This is a genomic window from Streptomyces sp. NPDC038200, assembly GCF_055600785.1.
The window spans coordinates 357,408-372,227 of the sequence record NZ_JBVJYH010000003.1; the positions used below are offsets into that span (position 1 = coordinate 357,408).

The 14,820-nt window shown below is 72.1% G+C and carries 11 protein-coding genes and 1 pseudogene; 6 read left to right on the forward strand and 6 right to left on the reverse strand.

Translation table 11 applies throughout. The features are described from left to right. Window positions 1-68 precede the first annotated feature (68 nt). Window positions 69-1,946, forward strand: a complete 1,878-nt coding sequence (locus tag ACZ7KF_RS09005) for an exo-alpha-sialidase (protein WP_471070542.1) — start codon at window positions 69-71, stop codon at window positions 1,944-1,946. Here the strand turns inward: ACZ7KF_RS09005 and ACZ7KF_RS09010 are convergent. Further along, a complete protein-coding gene (locus ACZ7KF_RS09010) occupies window positions 1,896-2,933 on the reverse strand; it encodes a bile acid:sodium symporter family protein (RefSeq protein ID WP_471070544.1) in 1,038 nt (345 codons plus the stop codon). The two genes, ACZ7KF_RS09005 and ACZ7KF_RS09010, sit on opposite strands and share 51 nt — an antisense overlap. Before the next feature lie 170 nt (window positions 2,934-3,103). On the opposite strand from ACZ7KF_RS09010, the gene ACZ7KF_RS09015 reads away from it, so the two are divergent. After that, a complete protein-coding gene (locus ACZ7KF_RS09015) occupies window positions 3,104-3,973 on the forward strand; it encodes a LysR substrate-binding domain-containing protein (RefSeq protein ID WP_471070546.1) in 870 nt (289 codons plus the stop codon). 15 nt (window positions 3,974-3,988) lie between these two features. Here ACZ7KF_RS09015 and ACZ7KF_RS09020 read toward each other — a convergent pair whose 3' ends face one another. After that, the gene (locus ACZ7KF_RS09020) at window positions 3,989-4,966 is read right to left on the reverse strand and encodes an Lrp/AsnC family transcriptional regulator (protein WP_471070548.1); all 978 of its coding nucleotides are present in this window, start codon (window positions 4,964-4,966) and stop codon (window positions 3,989-3,991) included. 112 nt (window positions 4,967-5,078) lie between these two features. On the opposite strand from ACZ7KF_RS09020, the gene ACZ7KF_RS09025 reads away from it, so the two are divergent. The 3 genes from ACZ7KF_RS09025 to ACZ7KF_RS09035 all read left to right on the forward strand — a co-directional run bounded on the left by ACZ7KF_RS09025 (window position 5,079) and on the right by ACZ7KF_RS09035 (window position 9,987). Next, window positions 5,079-6,566, forward strand: a complete 1,488-nt coding sequence (locus ACZ7KF_RS09025; protein WP_471070550.1) for an MFS transporter — start codon at window positions 5,079-5,081, stop codon at window positions 6,564-6,566. A gap of 308 nt (window positions 6,567-6,874) precedes the next feature. Further along, on the forward strand, window positions 6,875-8,701 hold the full coding sequence (locus tag ACZ7KF_RS09030) for an AMP-dependent synthetase/ligase (protein WP_471070552.1): 1,827 nt from the start codon (window positions 6,875-6,877) through the stop codon (window positions 8,699-8,701). Between the two features lie 449 nt (window positions 8,702-9,150). Next, window positions 9,151-9,987 (forward strand): aldo/keto reductase, encoded by an 837-nt coding sequence (locus tag ACZ7KF_RS09035; protein WP_471070554.1) that lies wholly within the window; start codon window positions 9,151-9,153, stop codon window positions 9,985-9,987. A gap of 95 nt (window positions 9,988-10,082) precedes the next feature. Here the strand turns inward: ACZ7KF_RS09035 and ACZ7KF_RS09040 are convergent, their stop codons facing one another. Continuing rightward, window positions 10,083-10,694, reverse strand: coding sequence for a hypothetical protein (locus ACZ7KF_RS09040; RefSeq protein ID WP_471070556.1), 612 nt, complete (start codon window positions 10,692-10,694; stop codon window positions 10,083-10,085). A gap of 222 nt (window positions 10,695-10,916) precedes the next feature. On the opposite strand from ACZ7KF_RS09040, the gene ACZ7KF_RS09045 reads away from it, so the two are divergent. Next, window positions 10,917-11,609, forward strand: coding sequence for a glycoside hydrolase family 75 protein (locus ACZ7KF_RS09045; protein WP_471070558.1), 693 nt, complete (start codon window positions 10,917-10,919; stop codon window positions 11,607-11,609). 13 nt (window positions 11,610-11,622) lie between these two features. On the opposite strand, the gene ACZ7KF_RS09050 is transcribed toward ACZ7KF_RS09045, so the two are convergent. From ACZ7KF_RS09050 to ACZ7KF_RS09060, 3 genes and pseudogenes are all read right to left on the reverse strand, one after another. Next, entirely contained in the window at window positions 11,623-12,324 is a 702-nt protein-coding gene (locus ACZ7KF_RS09050; protein ID WP_471070560.1) for an SDR family oxidoreductase, read from the reverse strand. Between the two features lie 139 nt (window positions 12,325-12,463). After that, window positions 12,464-12,970 (reverse strand): annotated as a pseudogene (locus tag ACZ7KF_RS09055) (SAM-dependent methyltransferase); the annotation flags it as partial. A gap of 84 nt (window positions 12,971-13,054) precedes the next feature. Then, window positions 13,055-14,770 (reverse strand): glycoside hydrolase family 6 protein, encoded by a 1,716-nt coding sequence (locus ACZ7KF_RS09060; RefSeq protein ID WP_471070562.1) that lies wholly within the window; start codon window positions 14,768-14,770, stop codon window positions 13,055-13,057. Window positions 14,771-14,820: the final 50 nt, after the last annotated feature.

A 14,820-nucleotide genomic window follows, 5' to 3' on the forward strand; every position in this document is an offset into this window, starting at 1 on the left:
TGGGACGCACGTTGGACATGGGATGTCCGGATGACCAGATGTCCGGCCGACGAAGGGCAGGTCGCACCGTGCCGTCATGTCTTCGCACCCGTCTCAGATCCGCGCTCGCCTCCGCCGCCGTGCTCCTGGCCGGCCTGCTCGTACCGCTCCTCCCCGCTCCCTCCGCTCATGCCCAACCGCTCTCGAAGGCAACGGAGTTCGACCAGCAGGTGCTGTTCAAGGCCGCTCAGGACCCCGGGTACGCGTGCTTCCGCATCCCGGCGGTGGTGCGCACGACCGACGGCACGCTGCTGGCGTTCGCCGAGGGCCGGGTCCTCAACTGCGGGGACGCCGCCGACATCGACATCGTGCTCAAGCGGTCCGCCGACGGCGGGCGCACCTGGGGCCCCTTGCAGGTGGTCACCGAGGGCGCCGGTGACACGCACGGCAACCCGGCGCCGATCGTGGACCGCGCCACCGGCCGCGTCTGGCTCGCCGCGACGTACAACACGGGCCGCGGCGACAGCGCCGGCTGCTCGGTCCCCTGCGACCGCACCCCGCACCTCCAGTACAGCGACGACGACGGCCGTAGCTGGTCGCGGCCGCGCGACCTGAGCCCCGAGATCCTGCCCGCCGACTGGAACTCCTGGTACGCCACCGGTCCCGTGCACGGCATCCAGCTCACCCACGGCCGGTACGCGGGGCGCCTGGTCTTCGGGGTCAACACCGAGACCTGGAACGGCAGCAGGGTCAGCGCCAACCACGCGGCCCTGATCGTCAGCGACGACCACGGCGGCCACTGGCGGATCGGCGCCCGTGACACCTGGCCGATCGCCGACGACGGAACCTTCCGGCAGAAGCCCTCCGAGCTGACCCTGGCCGAGCGCGGCGACGGATCGATCCTGGTGAGCGGCCGGGAGCAGGACGGCACCGACCTCGGCCACCGCACCCAGGCCGTCAGCCGGGACGGCGGCGGCAGCTTCACCGCGCCCTTCCGCGACCTGCCGGATCTGTACACCCCGCAGGTGCAGGGGGCGATGCTGCGCCTGGGCGACCGCATCCTGCTCGCCTGCCCCGGCGACCCCGACCGGCGCCGCACGATGATGATCCGCTCCTCCTACGACGGCGGCCGGACCTGGGAGAGCGTGGACCGCGGCACGGTCGTCACCACGGACTGGTCCGGCTACTCCGACATGGCGCGCCTCGGCTCCGGCACGGTCGGCCTGCTGTACGAGGGCGGTGCGGTCGACGCGCGCGACGAGATCCGCTTCGCCCGCTTCACCGAGGACTGGCTCGCGCCGCGCCGCGGTCCCGACCCGGTCACCTCCGACCGCGCGCCGCACGCCCGCCCGGCGGCGGTGCTCGGCGCCCCGGAGGAGACGGACGGGGTGTCCGGTGGCGCCCTGGAGTTCGACGGCACCGGCGACGCCGTCCGGCTGCCGTACCGCACCGCGCTCCCCCTGGGGACGCAGGACTTCACGGCCTCCCTCTGGTTCCGCTACTCGGCGACCACCGGGGAGCAGCCGCTGCTGTGGATGGGCGGGATCGGCACGAGCCAGCCGCAGGTGTGGCTGCGCGGGGAGCCCGCGAGCAACCGCGTGCAGGCCCTGATCACCGTGCGGAACGGCGCCGCCCCGCCGCAGACCGCGTTCGTGCGCACGGCCGCGGCGTACAACGACGGACAGTGGCACCACGCCGTGCTGCGCCGGGGCGCCGGCCGGCTGTCGCTGTCCGTCGACGGCGCGCAGTCCTCCGTCGCCGACGTCCCGGGCTCGGTCAGCCGCAACTCGCCCTTCGGCGTCCACGTCGGTCAGCGCATGGACGGGCGGGCCTTCCTCACCGGCGCGCTGGACGAGGTGCGGGTGTGGGACCGGGCGCTCACGGACGAGGAGCTGGCGGACCCGGACCTCCTGCGGTCAGCGCAGGACACGGTCCTGTGGCTGCCCCTGGACCGGGTGCGCGGCTGACCCCTCGGACGCGTCCGCGGTCTCCTCGGACGCGTCCGTCGTCACCTCCGGATCGTGGGCCCGGCGCTTGGCGATGACCGCGCACACCATCAGCTGCATCTGGTGGAACAGCATCAGTGGCAGGACGGCCAGCGAGGCGTGGCTGCCGAACAGGACACTGGCCATGGGCAGACCGGAGGCGAGCGACTTCTTCGACCCGGCGAACTGGATGGCGATCCGGTCCGCCCGGCCGAAGCCGAGCGCCTTGGCGCCGTACCAGGTCAGGATCAGCATCACGGCCAGCAGCACGGCCTCGACGCCGAGCAGTCCGGCCAGCCGCACGGCGCTGACCTGGTGCCAGATGCCCTGGGTCATGCCCTCGCTGAAGGCGGTGTAGACGACCAGCAGGATGGAGCCGCGGTCGACCAGGCCGAGGACCTTCTTGTGCCGGGTGACGAAGGGGCCGATCCAGCGCCGCAGCACCTGCCCGGCGAGGAACGGCACCAGCAGCTGGAGCACGATCTTCACCAGCGAGTCCGTGGAGAACCCGACCTCGTCGCCGCCGAGCAGTCCCGCCGCGAGCAGCGGGGTGAGGACGATCCCGGCGAGGGAGGAGAAGGACCCGGCGCAGATCGCGGCGGGCACGTTGCCGCGGGCGATCGAGGTGAACGCGATGGACGACTGGATCGTGGACGGCACCAGCGTCAGGAACAGCAGCCCCTGGTAGAGCGGCTGGGTCAGCAGGGCCGGCACCAGCCCGCGCGCGGCGAGCCCGAACACCGGGAAGACGACGAAGGTGCAGATCAGCACGGTGAGGTGGAGCCGCCAGTGCTTGAGCCCGTCCAGCGCCTCCCGGGTGGACAGCCGGGCGCCGTAGAGGAAGAAGAGGAAGGCGATCGCGGCCGTGGAGGCGCCGGAGGTCACGTCGGCGGCGGTGCCGCGGGCCGGGAGGAGCGCGGCGAGACCCACCGTGCCGAGCAGCAGCACGATGTACGGGTCGATCGGCATCCGACTCGGCCGGCGCAGGCGTTTCACAGTGCTCCGATCGCTGAGTGTGTCGGGCGGTCCGGGCCCGCAGGGCCTGTCCCCCATCGTCCTCTCCGGACCGCCGATCGGGAATCCCGTACACCACTCTGACTGTCATCATGTTCCGTGATGACCGCGCTAGGCTCGGGCGTGTGTACGAACCGACGCAGCTGCGCACCTTCCTGGCGGTCGCCCAGACGCTGAGTTTCACGCAGGCCGCCCGGCGGCTGGGGCTGCGCCAGTCGACGGTGAGCCAGCATGTGCGCCGGCTGGAGGACGCGGCCGGCCGGCAGCTGTTCTCCCGGGACACCCATTCGGTGGAGCTGACCGAGGACGGCGAGGCGATGCTGGGGTTCGCCCGCCGGCTCCTGGAGGTGCACGAGCAGGCGACGGCGTTCTTCGGCGGTACACGGGTGCGGGGCCGGCTGCGGTTCGGCGCCTCGGAGGACTTCGTCCTGACCCGGCTGCCGGAGATCCTGGAAGCCTTCCGCTACGACCATCCGGAGGTCGACCTGGAGCTGACGGTGGAGCTGTCCGGCACCCTGCACGAGCAGCTGGCGGCCGGGAAGCTCGACCTGGTGCTGGCCAAGCGGCGCCCGGAGGATCCCCGCGGTGAGCTGGTCTGGCGCGACGACCTGGTGTGGATCGGTGCCGAGCGGCTGCGGCTGGACCCGGACCGGCCGGTGCCGCTGATCGTGTACCCGCCGCCGGGCATCACCCGGGCCCGCGCGCTGGAGGCCCTGGAGGGACAGGGCCGCCCGTGGCGGATCGTGTGCACCAGCGGCAGCCTCAACGGGCTGATCGCCGCGGCCCGTGCCGGTCTGGGGGTGATGGCCCACTCCCGGCGGCTGATCCCGCCGGGCCTGTTCCGGCTGCCGGAGCGCGCGGGCCTGCCCGACCTCGGCAAGACCGACTTCGTCCTCGCCCACGGCCGGCGCCGGGGCCCGGCCGGGAGCGCCGCGGACGCGCTGGCGGCGGCGATCCTGGCGGGCGGCGAACGGCTGCGGCGCAGCGGCGGCTGACTCCCCGGCCGGCGCTCAGCGCACCGGGCGGTACGTCAGCTGCTTCACCCGGCGCAGGAACGGTGTCGCCTCCACGTGCTGGACTCCCTCCAGGCGCCCCAGGGGGCCGCTCAGATAGGCGTACAGCGCCGCGGTGTCGCGGACGACGGCGGTGACGACGATGTGGGAGGGGCCGGCGGTGGCGGACGCGAAGGCGATCTCGTCGTGGGTGGCGAGGGTCCGGCCGACGGAGTCGAGGGCGCCCGGGGCCGTGGTGATCCACAGGATGGCGGCCCTGGGGTAGCCGAGGATCTCGCAGTCGTACTCGATGTCGACGTAGACCGCGCCGGAGGCGATCAGGGCGGACAGGCGGCGTTTGACGGCGGACTCGGAGCGTCCGGTGGCGTGCTGGAGTTCGGGGTAGGTGGCGCGGCCGTCGCGTTCGAGGACCGCGAGGAGCGGGGCGTCCTCGGGCTCCAGGCGGGCCGGACCGGGCTCGGGGAGGTCGGGGCGCAGGGCGGCGATCTGCTCCTCGTCGAGCGCCCGGAACTTGGGCAGCCAGCCCACCGGGCCGCCGTAGAAGCGGTGCAGGAGTTGCAGGGCACGGATCTCGACGACGCTCGGGGTGCGCGGCAGCTTGCCCAGCAGGAGGTCGTCGTGGTCGCCGGGGCTGCGCGGCCGGGTGATGCAGGCGATCTCGGTGCCGCCGGAGGCCAGCCCTATCCAGTGGGTGTCGGGGCGCCTGGCGAGCGCGTCGGCGATGACGGCGGCGCCGTCGGGCGCGCAGCGCAGCCGCAGCATCCACTGGTCCTGGCCGAGGCGGACGGCGTCCCGCAGGACGACGACGCGGAGGCCGCCCTCGGCGCACAGGCGGCGGTAGCGGCGGGCGATCGTCCGGTCGGAGACGCCGAGGACGGCGGCGATCCGGCTGAAGGGCGCCCGGCCGTCGATCTCCAGGGCGGAGAGCAGCTGGAGGTCCAGCAGGTCGAAGGTGTCGGATTCCATCCGCAGCATCGGTTCCCCCGTCGGATTCCGTCGCTCCGGGCGTATCGGGGCGTCGGATCGGCCGTCGTCCGGTCATCGTACGCAGCGATACGCAGTCCGTTCGAACAGGGGAGTTGAGGACATGCGGAGCTGGGGGACGCTCACGGCCGTGTGCCTGGGCACGTTCATGCTGTTGCTGGACGTGACGATCGTGGTGGTGGCGCTGCCGGACATGGCGGGCTCGCTGCACGCGTCGCTGGGTGATCTGCAGTGGGTGGTCGACGGGTACGCGCTGGCGCTGGCGGCGCTGCTGCTCGGGGTGGGGGCCGCGGCCGACATCCTGGGGCGGCGCCGGGTGTACGTGGCGGGCGTGGTGCTGTTCGCGGCGGCCAGTCTGCTCTGCGGGCTGGCGTCCGGGCCGGGGATGCTGGTGGCGGCGCGGGGGCTGCAGGGCATCGGCGGGGCGGCGATGTTCGCGACGACGCTGCCGCTGCTGGGCTCCGTCTACCAGGGGCGGCAGCGGTCCGCCGCCCTCGGGGTGTGGGGTGCGGTCAGCGGCGGGGCCGCGGCGGTCGGGCCGGTGCTGGGCGGGCTGATCGCCGAGGGGCCGGGCTGGCGGTGGATCTTCTATGTGAACCTGCCGGTGAGCGTCGTGGCGGTGTGGCTGGCGCTGCGGGCCGTTCCGGAGTCGCGCGGGCCGCGCGGGATGAGCGTGGACTGGGCGGGTACGGCGGCGTTCGCGCTGTTCGCGGGCGGGGCGACGTACGGCGTCGTGCGCGCCGGTGAGGACGGCTGGACGGCGCCCGCCGCGCTGGCCGCGTTCGCGGCGGCGGCGCTGGCCCTGGTGGTGTTCGTGCTGGTGGAACGGCGGGTGGCGCATCCGCTGCTGGATCTGTCGCTGCTGCGGCGGCCCGCTTTCGTCGGGGCGATGCTGGGGTCGTTCGCCTTCAACGGGGTGGCGTTCGGCGGGATCGCCTATCTGTCGATCTGGATGCAGACGCTGCTCGGCATGTCGCCGGTGCGCGGCGGGCTGACGCTGCTGCCGATGACGGCGGTGTCCATGTTGGTCGCGGTGCTGGTGGGGCGGCTGCTGCACGGGGTGCCGGCCTGGCTGACGGTGGGCGGCGGGTTGCTGCTGGTCTCCTCGGGCGTCCTGTGCCAGGCGGTGCTGGACGCGGGGTCGGACTGGACGGCGCTGGTGCCCGGGTTCGTGCTGGTCGGCGTCGGCACCGGGTTCGTCGCGCCGACGGTGGCGGGGGCGGCGCTGGCGGCCGTCCCGGCGGAGCGGTCCGGGATGGCGGGCGGCGCGGTGAACACGGTCCGGCAGCTCGGGTACGCGCTCGCGGTGGCCGTCTTCGGCACCGTGCTCACCTCGCGGATGACGGGCCGGCTGCCGGGCGACGCGGCCCACGCGCTGGCGGGCGGCGGTGCCGGGGCGCTGCGCGGCGGCTTCTCCGAGCACACCCTGCGGGCCGCGTTCGCCTCGGGGCTGAACGGTGCGCTGGTCGTGGCCGGGCTGGCCGGGACGGTGGCGGGCGCCCTGGTGCTGGTGCTCGTACGGGCGGGCCGGCCGGCACCCGCGAAGACCGCCGGCGCGGTGCCGGAGGAGGCGGTGCCGGTCCGCGGCTGAGCGGCGGGGTCCGGCGGGCGGGGCGGTCACGGGGCGCGGGCTCCGGGGCCGCCTCGCGGGCGTGAGGTGCGGTAATCGGCGCGTACAGATTCGGTGGAGATTACGGCACCGAAACTTACTGACCCGTCAGTATCGTGTCCGGCCCTTCCCCATGTGCGGGCATTTCCCGGTCGGCGTCCGGGTAAAACGTGAGGTTTGCTCGGTTTCCGTACCCCTCCCGCACACCGATCAGGTGGGGTAGCTTTCACCGCGCCGAGCCGGGCGCGGACCGACGGACGCCGACGAGGCGCGAGACACGGGGAGCGAGGTTGCACGAGTTCACCAACCCTCCGCTGGCGTCGCCGCCGCCGGTGGGCGGTCTGGCAGACGTCGTCTTCGACCATGCCCAGACCGATCCGCTGCATGTCGCGCTCGGCCGCAAGGACGACACAGGGCAGTGGCGGGACGTCACCTCCGGCGAGTTCCGCGACGAGGTCCTCGCCCTCGCCAAGGGGCTCCTCGCCCGCGGCATCCGCTTCGGCGACCGGGTCGCGATCATGTCCCGCACCCGCTACGAGTGGACCCTGTTCGACTTCGCCCTGTGGACCATCGGCGCGCAGGTGGTGCCGGTCTATCCCACCTCCTCGGCGGAGCAGTGCTTCTGGATGCTCTACGACGCCGAGGTGGCCGCGGCGATCGTGGAGCACGAGGACCACGCGATGACCATCGCCACGGTCATCGACCGGCTGCCGCAACTGCGCCAGCTGTGGCAGCTGGACGCCGGCTGTGTGCAGGAGCTGTACGACGCCGGGGCGCACCTGGACGACGAGCTGGTGCACCGGCACCGGCAGGCGGTCACCCCGGACTCGGTCGCCACCGTCATCTACACCTCGGGCACCACCGGCCGCCCCAAGGGCTGTGTGATCTCCCACGGCAACTTCATGTTCGAGGCGGACACGGTGATCCAGCGGTGGGAGCCGGTGTTCCATTCGAAGAAGGGCGACGAGGCGTCCACGCTGCTGTTCCTGCCGCTGGCGCACGTCTTCGGGCGGATGGTGGAGGTCGCCGCGATCCGCGGCCGGGTCCGCTTCGGGCACCAGCCGCAGTTGCACGCCGCCGCCCTGCTGCCCGACCTGGCCGCGTTCCGGCCGACGTTCATCCTCGCGGTGCCCTACATCTTCGAGAAGGTGTTCAACGCGGCCCGCCGCAAGGCCGAGAAGGACGGCAAGGCCGGCCCGTTCGAGAAGGCCGTCGACATCGCCGTGAAGTACGCGGAGGCGGTCGAGGCGAAGGCGTGGGGCATCGGGCCCGGACCGTCGGCGGGGCTGCGGATGCAGCACCAGCTCTTCGACAAGCTGGTGTACGCGAAGGTCCGGGCCGCGATGGGCGGCCGTATCCGCAACGCGATGTCCGGCGGGTCGGGGATGGACCGCCGGCTGGGGCTGTTCTTCGCGGGCGCGGGCGTGCAGATCTACGAGGGGTACGGCCTGACGGAGTCGACGGCCGCGGCCACCGCCAACCCGCCCGAGCGCACCCGCTACGGCACGGTGGGCCAGGCGATCCCGGGCGTGACCGTGCACATCGCGGACGACGGGGAGATCTGGCTGCACGGCGGGAACGTCTTCCAGGGCTATCTCAACAACCAGAAGGCCACCGACGCGACCCTGCACGACGGCTGGCTCGCCACCGGCGACCTGGGGTCGCTGGACGAGGACGGCTATCTGACCATCACCGGCCGCAAGAAGGAGATCCTGGTGACCTCCGGCGGCAAGAGCGTCTCCCCGGGCGTGCTGGAGGAGCGGGTCCGGGAGCATCCGCTGGTCAACCAGTGCATCGTGGTCGGCAACGACCGCCCCTACATCGCCGCCCTGGTCACCCTGGACCAGGAGGCGGTCGAGCACTGGCTGCAGATGCGCGGGAAGCCGAGGATGACCCCGGCCTCGCTGGTCCGCGACGCGGACCTGGAGACAGAGGTGCGGCGGGCCGTGGTCGCCGCCAACACCCTGGTCTCCCAGGCCGAGTCGATCCGCACCTTCCGCATCCTGGCCCAGCCGTTCACCGAGGAACACGGCCTGCTGACACCCTCGTTGAAGCTGAAGCGCAAGGCGATCGAGAAGGCGTACGGCGACGAGGTCGAGGCGCTCTACCGCACCTGACACTCCGTCACCGCGCCCGCGTCGGCCGATCGTCACGCGGAAGCCCTGGCCGGGCCCTTCCGCCGCGCCCGTGGAAGACGGTCCGTGAGCGCCCACGCAGGTGTCGGCCAGGAGCCAGACGCTGTGGTCCAGGGCCGGCATGGCGAAGCCGGGGCGGCCGGCCCAACCCGTCACCCCCGCCCTTCCCGGCCCGTTCGGCTCGACCGTGCCGCGCCCGGCCTATGGTCGAGATCGACCGGACAGGTCCCGGCCGCAGCCGGCGCTCGGCGACCACGGCGGTCGGCGGCGGGGCGCCCGCGGTCGGCGGCGGGCCGCCCGCGGTCGGCGAGCGCGCAGGCGGTCGCGCGAGGCATTGGTCGCAGCGGATTCGCGGGTCAGGAATGCGGAGCGGCCCGTGATCGTTGACCATGGGAGTACCACCTGTCCACAACCGAAGGATCAAGAGGCTCGTGAGCAGCAAGGTCCCCCCGAAAATCCTCAACAACGGCGTCGAGATGCCCCAGCTGGGCTTCGGCGTCTGGCAGGTGCCGGACGACGAGGCCGAGCGGGCCGTCGCCACGGCGCTGGAGGCCGGATACCGCAGCATCGACACCGCTGCGATCTACGGCAACGAAGAGGGCACCGGCAAGGCCATCGCCACCTCCGGCCTGCCCCGCGAAGACATCTTCGTCACGACCAAGCTCTGGAACAGCGACCAGGGGTACGAGTCCACGCTGCGTGCCTTCGACACGTCGCTGGCGAAGCTGGGGCTCGACTACATCGATCTGTACCTGATCCACTGGCCGCTGCCGTCCCGGGGCAAGTTCGTCGACACCTACAAGGCGTTCGAGAAGCTGCACGCCGACGGCCGTGTCCGCGCCATCGGCGTCTCCAACTTCCTGCCCGAGCACCTGCAGCGGCTGATCGCGGAGACCTCGGTCATCCCCGCGGTCAACCAGATCGAGCTGCACCCGCACCTGCAGCAGCGCGAGGCACGGGAGCTGCACGCGGAGCAGGGCATCGCCACCGAGGCCTGGTCGCCGCTCGGCCAGGGCAAGGGCCTGCTGGAGGTGCCGGCGGTCGTCGCGATCGCGCAGAAGCACAACCGCACCCCGGCACAGGTCGTGCTGCGCTGGCACATCCAGCTGGGCAACGTGGTCATCCCGAAGTCCGTGACGCCGTCCCGGATCAAGGAGAACATCGAGGTGTTCGACTTCAGCCTGGACGACGAGGACCTCGCGGCGATCAGCGCGCTCAACGAGGACCGGCGGCTGGGCCCGGACCCCGCCACCTTCGACATGGGCTGACACCCGACACCCGGGCGAGACCGGCGCACGGCCGTGCACCCGCGCGACTGCGGGACGCACGGCCGTGTGCCGTTCCGGCCGCCCGCCCCGGTCGCTCAGTCGAAGCGCACGTCCGCGTACACCACCTCGAACTCCTCCAGTCCGACCACGTCCACGTGTGCCTTCGCCGACGCCTCGTGGCGCACGTGCGCCACGGCCGCGCGCGAGGCGGCCAGCGAGGCCCGGTCGACGAACAGGGCGTCGGCCACGCCGCGCCCCCGCTCACGGTCGATCAGCAGGGACGCCCTGGCCAGCCCCGCGAGCGACTCGGCCCGCGGCACCAGCACGGCCCGGAAGGTGTCGACGACCAGATCCGCGTCGCGCGGGTCGAACTCCATCCTGGTGGTGCGCAGTCCGCCGCCCTGCCGCGGAGCGGTGACCTGGTGGACGACCGCGGCCTCGTAGTTGGCGACCGACACCGTGCCCGCGAAGGGCTCCAGGAGTCCCCCGCGCCGCTCGCGCATCACCTCGTCGCTGTTGCGCCGCGCCTCCTCGGTCTCCCACCAGCTCACCGCGAGCAGTTTGCCGAGTTCCCGATCCTCGAACACGCCCGCGCCGCGATATCCGGGGCGTTCCTCCAGCAGATCCCGGCCGGCACTGTTCAGCGAGCGGAGGGCCGTGCCGAGCAGCGCCGGGTCACCGGTCGCGTACACCGCGCGTACGAACATGGGCCTCGCCTCCGGAGAACTGCGGCCAGCGACAACACCGGATACATTCGATATGCCTGATGTGTCCGGACACCCACCCGTTCAGTCTCTCCGACTGCCGGAATCACCGCAATCCGCATGCCTTTCCCTCGTTCGCACACCAGGGGTTGACGGGGGCATGCCGATGGGGTGACCGTGTACGTCACCCGGTAAGGAAACTTTCCTAACAGAAGGGTCCCCCACATGCGCCTCCGCTCCCTCAGCCTGGCCGCGGCCTCGGGCACCGCTCTGCTCGCCGCCGGGCTCATGCCCGCGCACGCCTCCGCCGCCGCCCCCAGGTCCGCGCAGGAAGGCACGGTCAGCGCGGCCGACCTGCTCGCCAAGGTGACGTCCTGTTCGCAGATCTCCAGCGGCAAGTACAAGACCGACGACGAGACCTCGGCCACGGTCCCCGTGTGCGGCAAGAACGGCGCGGTGTTCTGGAAGGCCGACATGGACGTCGACTGCGACGGCCAGCGCACCACCAACTGCAACGAGGACCGCGACCCCTGGTACCAGGACGACACCGCCTTCCACCAGTCCGACGGCAAGCCGCTGAAGGCGGAGACGCTCCCCTACGTGGTGGTGCCCAGCTCCAGCAGCATCTGGAACTACTCCAGCGCCGGCATCAAGGGCGGCGGTGTCGTCGCCGTCGTCTACAACAACAAGGTGGAGTACGCCGTCGTCGGCGACACCGGCCCCACGAAGATCATCGGCGAGGCGTCGTACGCCACCGCCAAGGCACTCGGCATCGACCCGGACCCGGAGACCGGTGGCACCGACTCGGGCGTGACCTACATCCTGTTCAAGAACTCCACGGTCTCCCCCATAGAGAGCCACAGTGCCGCGGTCTCCCTCGGGGACCAGCTGGCCAAGCAGTTCATCGCCGCCAACTGAGAGGAGCCGTCCGTCAGACGGGCTGGCCCAGTGGACGGATGACGACCGTGTTGACATCGACCCCGGCCGGCTGCCGGATCGCCCAGACGACCGAGTCGGCGATCTGCCCGGCGGTGAGGAGATGCCCCGGGGGCAGGCTGCCGTTGCCGTCCCAGAAGGGCGTCTCCACCCGGCCGGGGGCGACCAGCGTGACCCCGATGCCGAACTCCGTCACCTGCCGCCGGGTGTTCTCGGCGAGACCGGTCACCGCCCACTTGGTGGCCCCGTAGATGTTGCCCGGACCGTGCACGAACCCGGCGACGCTGCCGACGAGGACGATCCGGCCACGGGTCTCCTTCAGCGCGTCCACGGAGGCGCGGATGAGCAGTGCGGGCCCGAGGACGTTGGTGAGGACCATCTCGGTCCAGCCGGACGGGTCGCCGTCCGCCACGGTGTCATGGGTGGCGAAGCCCGCGTTGGCGACGACGGTGTCCAGGCGGCCGTACGCCGTGAGCGTGAGGTCGACCGCGTGCTGGACGTCGTCGTACGCCGCCGCGTCGCCGGGGACCGTCAGCAGCCCGTCGGGATTGCCCAGGCTGTCGGCGAAGTCCCGCAGCCGCTGCTCCCCGCGCCCGGTGACGGTGACGCGGTGTCCGGCACCGAGCAGCTGCCTCGTCACCGCGGCGCCGATCCCGCTGCCGCCGCCGGTGACGAGTGCGACCGGAGAGTCGTTCATGGATACCCCCTGTGTGTCCGGTGATCGGCCGGCAGTTCATCACTTCGAGAGGGCTCGAAGTCAACTGCCGTCGTCCGGGGGGCGATTCGGCAGGGAGCGGAGGCGGCGGGGAGAAGACCGGCGCGGGGCCGGCGCCGGGCTAGGCGGGCCGGACCGCCGTGTGCACGGTGTGGGCGCCGAGCAGGAAGACGTCCGGCCGTACGTGGACGCTCGCCGGGTCGGACGGGTCGAGCAGACGGTCGAGGGTGGCGCGGTCGTCGGCGTCCAGCGCGTCGCCCACGCCCTCGCGGACGCGGGACAGGTGGGCGGCCACGTAGGCGCGGGCCCGGTCACCGGCCGGCGCGGGCAGGTCGAGCAGGAAGGTGCGGGTGCGGGTGTGCTTGAGGCCGGCGGCGGTCAGCAGCGCGGGCCAGTCCTCGGTCTCGGCGACGGAGCCCGGCAGCTCGGCGCGCATCCGGGTGAACCACTCCTTCTCCAGCGCGTCCAGCCGCGTCTGAAGCCCGGGGCGGCCGATGCCGATGTCCCGGGGCAGGAAACGGGAGGGCAGACCGCCTTCGAGGAGAGCCAGGGTGCCCCCGACGGCGAGCCGGTCGCCGAACGCGGCGAGCGCGGCCCGCTGGTCGCCCCGGTGGTGCAGGCTGCGGCCGGTTGCCGGTACGGCAACACGGGATGCCGTTCCGTCCGCCGGGGCCCGGGGCGGTGCTCCCCGGACCCCGGCGGGGTCAGCGCGTCAGGACAGCGGCGGGTAGGCGTTCTGCATCAGCTGCTGGAACTGGGCGGAGAACCAGTGCCCGGCCAGCGGCGAGTTCGGCAGCGCGCCCGTGGGGTTGTTGCCGTTGCGGGCGTTGCCGCCGTAGGTGGGGTCGCACATCCGGTCGAAGCCCTTGCCCTCGTCGTTGTCGATGGCGGAGCTTGCTCCGTCCGACTCCCCCGGGGGCTTGGCCCACACGTAGGCGTCGATGCCGGCCGCGGGGGCCGCGGTCGGCCGTTCACCGATTCCGGCACCGCTCTGGTTGCACCAGTTGCCGACGTGGATGCGCCGGTCGACACGGCTGCCGTTGACGTAGTCGTCGACGGATGTCAGCGGGCCGGACTTGGTGGGCCGGGCGGAACCGCCCCAGCCGTTGCGGGAGGTGTCGATCAGCATGCCGAGGGAGGAGTTGAAGCCGGCCGCGACGAGCTTGTCCCGCAGCGCCTGGGCGAAGGACTGCTCGTCCGCGTACTGGTTCCAGTCCACCCACTTCGACTGGCGGACGGTCTGCCCGTTCACGCTGTCGGTGACCTTGAAGTAGGGCTCCTTGGTGGGGCTGTAGTTGGCGGTGTTGACGATGAAGCCGGTCACGTCGTTCACACTGGCGCCGTTGCTCGTGGCGACCTTGTAGAACTCCTGTACCGACGGGCCGAGGTTGGAGTCCCAGCCGAGCCAGCCGTGATGACCGGCGTCGATGTAGTTGTAGACGTTCGGGACGGCGCCCAGCTTGTCGAGGGCGTAGCCGACACCCTTCTCGTAGTTGCCGTTGGACTTCATGGTCACGCAGGCGTCGGTGGTGGTGTTGGTGCCGCCGGCGTTGGTGACCAGGTTGGGCAGGGAGTCGGGCTCGATGAGGGTGGCGATGCGCAGGCCCGCGTACTTGGCGTCGGACAGGATCGCCGCGATCGCGTCGATGTACCGCGTCTTGTACGCGTCGATGTCCGTGGGACCGAGTTCGCCGTTGGAGGCGAGGGCGGCACAGTCGCGTCCGGGCAGGTCGTAGATGACCAGCTGGACGACCAGTTCGCCGGAGCCCTTCTGCTTGAGGGCCTCGTCCAGGTGGGCGCGCAGTCCCTTGCCGCCGTTGACGCCGTTGATGGCGGCGATGCGGTCCAGCCACACGAAGGTGGGCTGGTCGGCGATGCGGCTGCCGCCCGGTTCGGCGGCGGCCAGCGCCGACCACTCCGGGTTCACGTAGACCTTGGCACCGGAGTAGGGGTTGTCGACGCGGCCGGAGCTGCCGCCGCCGTTGTCGCCGCCGCCACCGTCGCCGCCGCTGTCGACGTTGCAGGTGACGCCGTCGAGGGTGAACGTCGCGGGCACCGCGTTGGTGCCGCTGAAGGTGCCCTGGAATCCGAAGCTGACCGAACCGCCGGTCGCCAGGGTGCCGTTGTAGCCCTCGTTGGCGGCGGTGACCGCGGTGCCGCTCTGGCTGATCTTCGCGTTCCAGCCGCTGGTGACCTTCTGGTTCCCGGCGTAGGACCACTTCACCGACCAGCTCGACCTGGCGGCCGCGTTGTTGGTGACGGTGACGGCGGCGGTGAAGCCGGTGTCCCACTGGTTCTGCACCTTGTAGTCGACGGTGCAGGGTACGGCGGTCGCCGACGCGGAGGCCGGCTGGACGGTGAGCGCCGTCCCCGAGGCCCCGGCGAGCAGTGCCAGGGCGGCGAGCAGTGATGTTCTGGTACGACTCATGAGTGCGGGTTCCTTCGTTGTTCCGTCGGGTCTTCGGTGGGAGCTACGGC

Bases quoted from the DNA above. Each gene is read 5' to 3' on its own strand.
- ACZ7KF_RS09025 (WP_471070550.1), top strand. From the start codon at position 5,079: ATGCGGAGCTGGGGGACGCTCACGGCCGTGTGCCTGGGCACGTTCATG.
- ACZ7KF_RS09050 (WP_471070560.1), bottom strand. From the start codon at position 12,324: ATGAACGACTCTCCGGTCGCACTCGTCACCGGCGGCGGCAGCGGGATC.
- ACZ7KF_RS09060 (WP_471070562.1), bottom strand. From the start codon at position 14,770: ATGAGTCGTACCAGAACATCACTGCTCGCCGCCCTGGCACTGCTCGCC.
- ACZ7KF_RS09040 (WP_471070556.1), bottom strand. From the start codon at position 10,694: ATGTTCGTACGCGCGGTGTACGCGACCGGTGACCCGGCGCTGCTCGGC.
- ACZ7KF_RS09020 (WP_471070548.1), bottom strand. From the start codon at position 4,966: ATGCTGCGGATGGAATCCGACACCTTCGACCTGCTGGACCTCCAGCTG.
- ACZ7KF_RS09045 (WP_471070558.1), top strand. From the start codon at position 10,917: ATGCGCCTCCGCTCCCTCAGCCTGGCCGCGGCCTCGGGCACCGCTCTG.
- ACZ7KF_RS09010 (WP_471070544.1), bottom strand. From the start codon at position 2,933: ATGCCGATCGACCCGTACATCGTGCTGCTGCTCGGCACGGTGGGTCTC.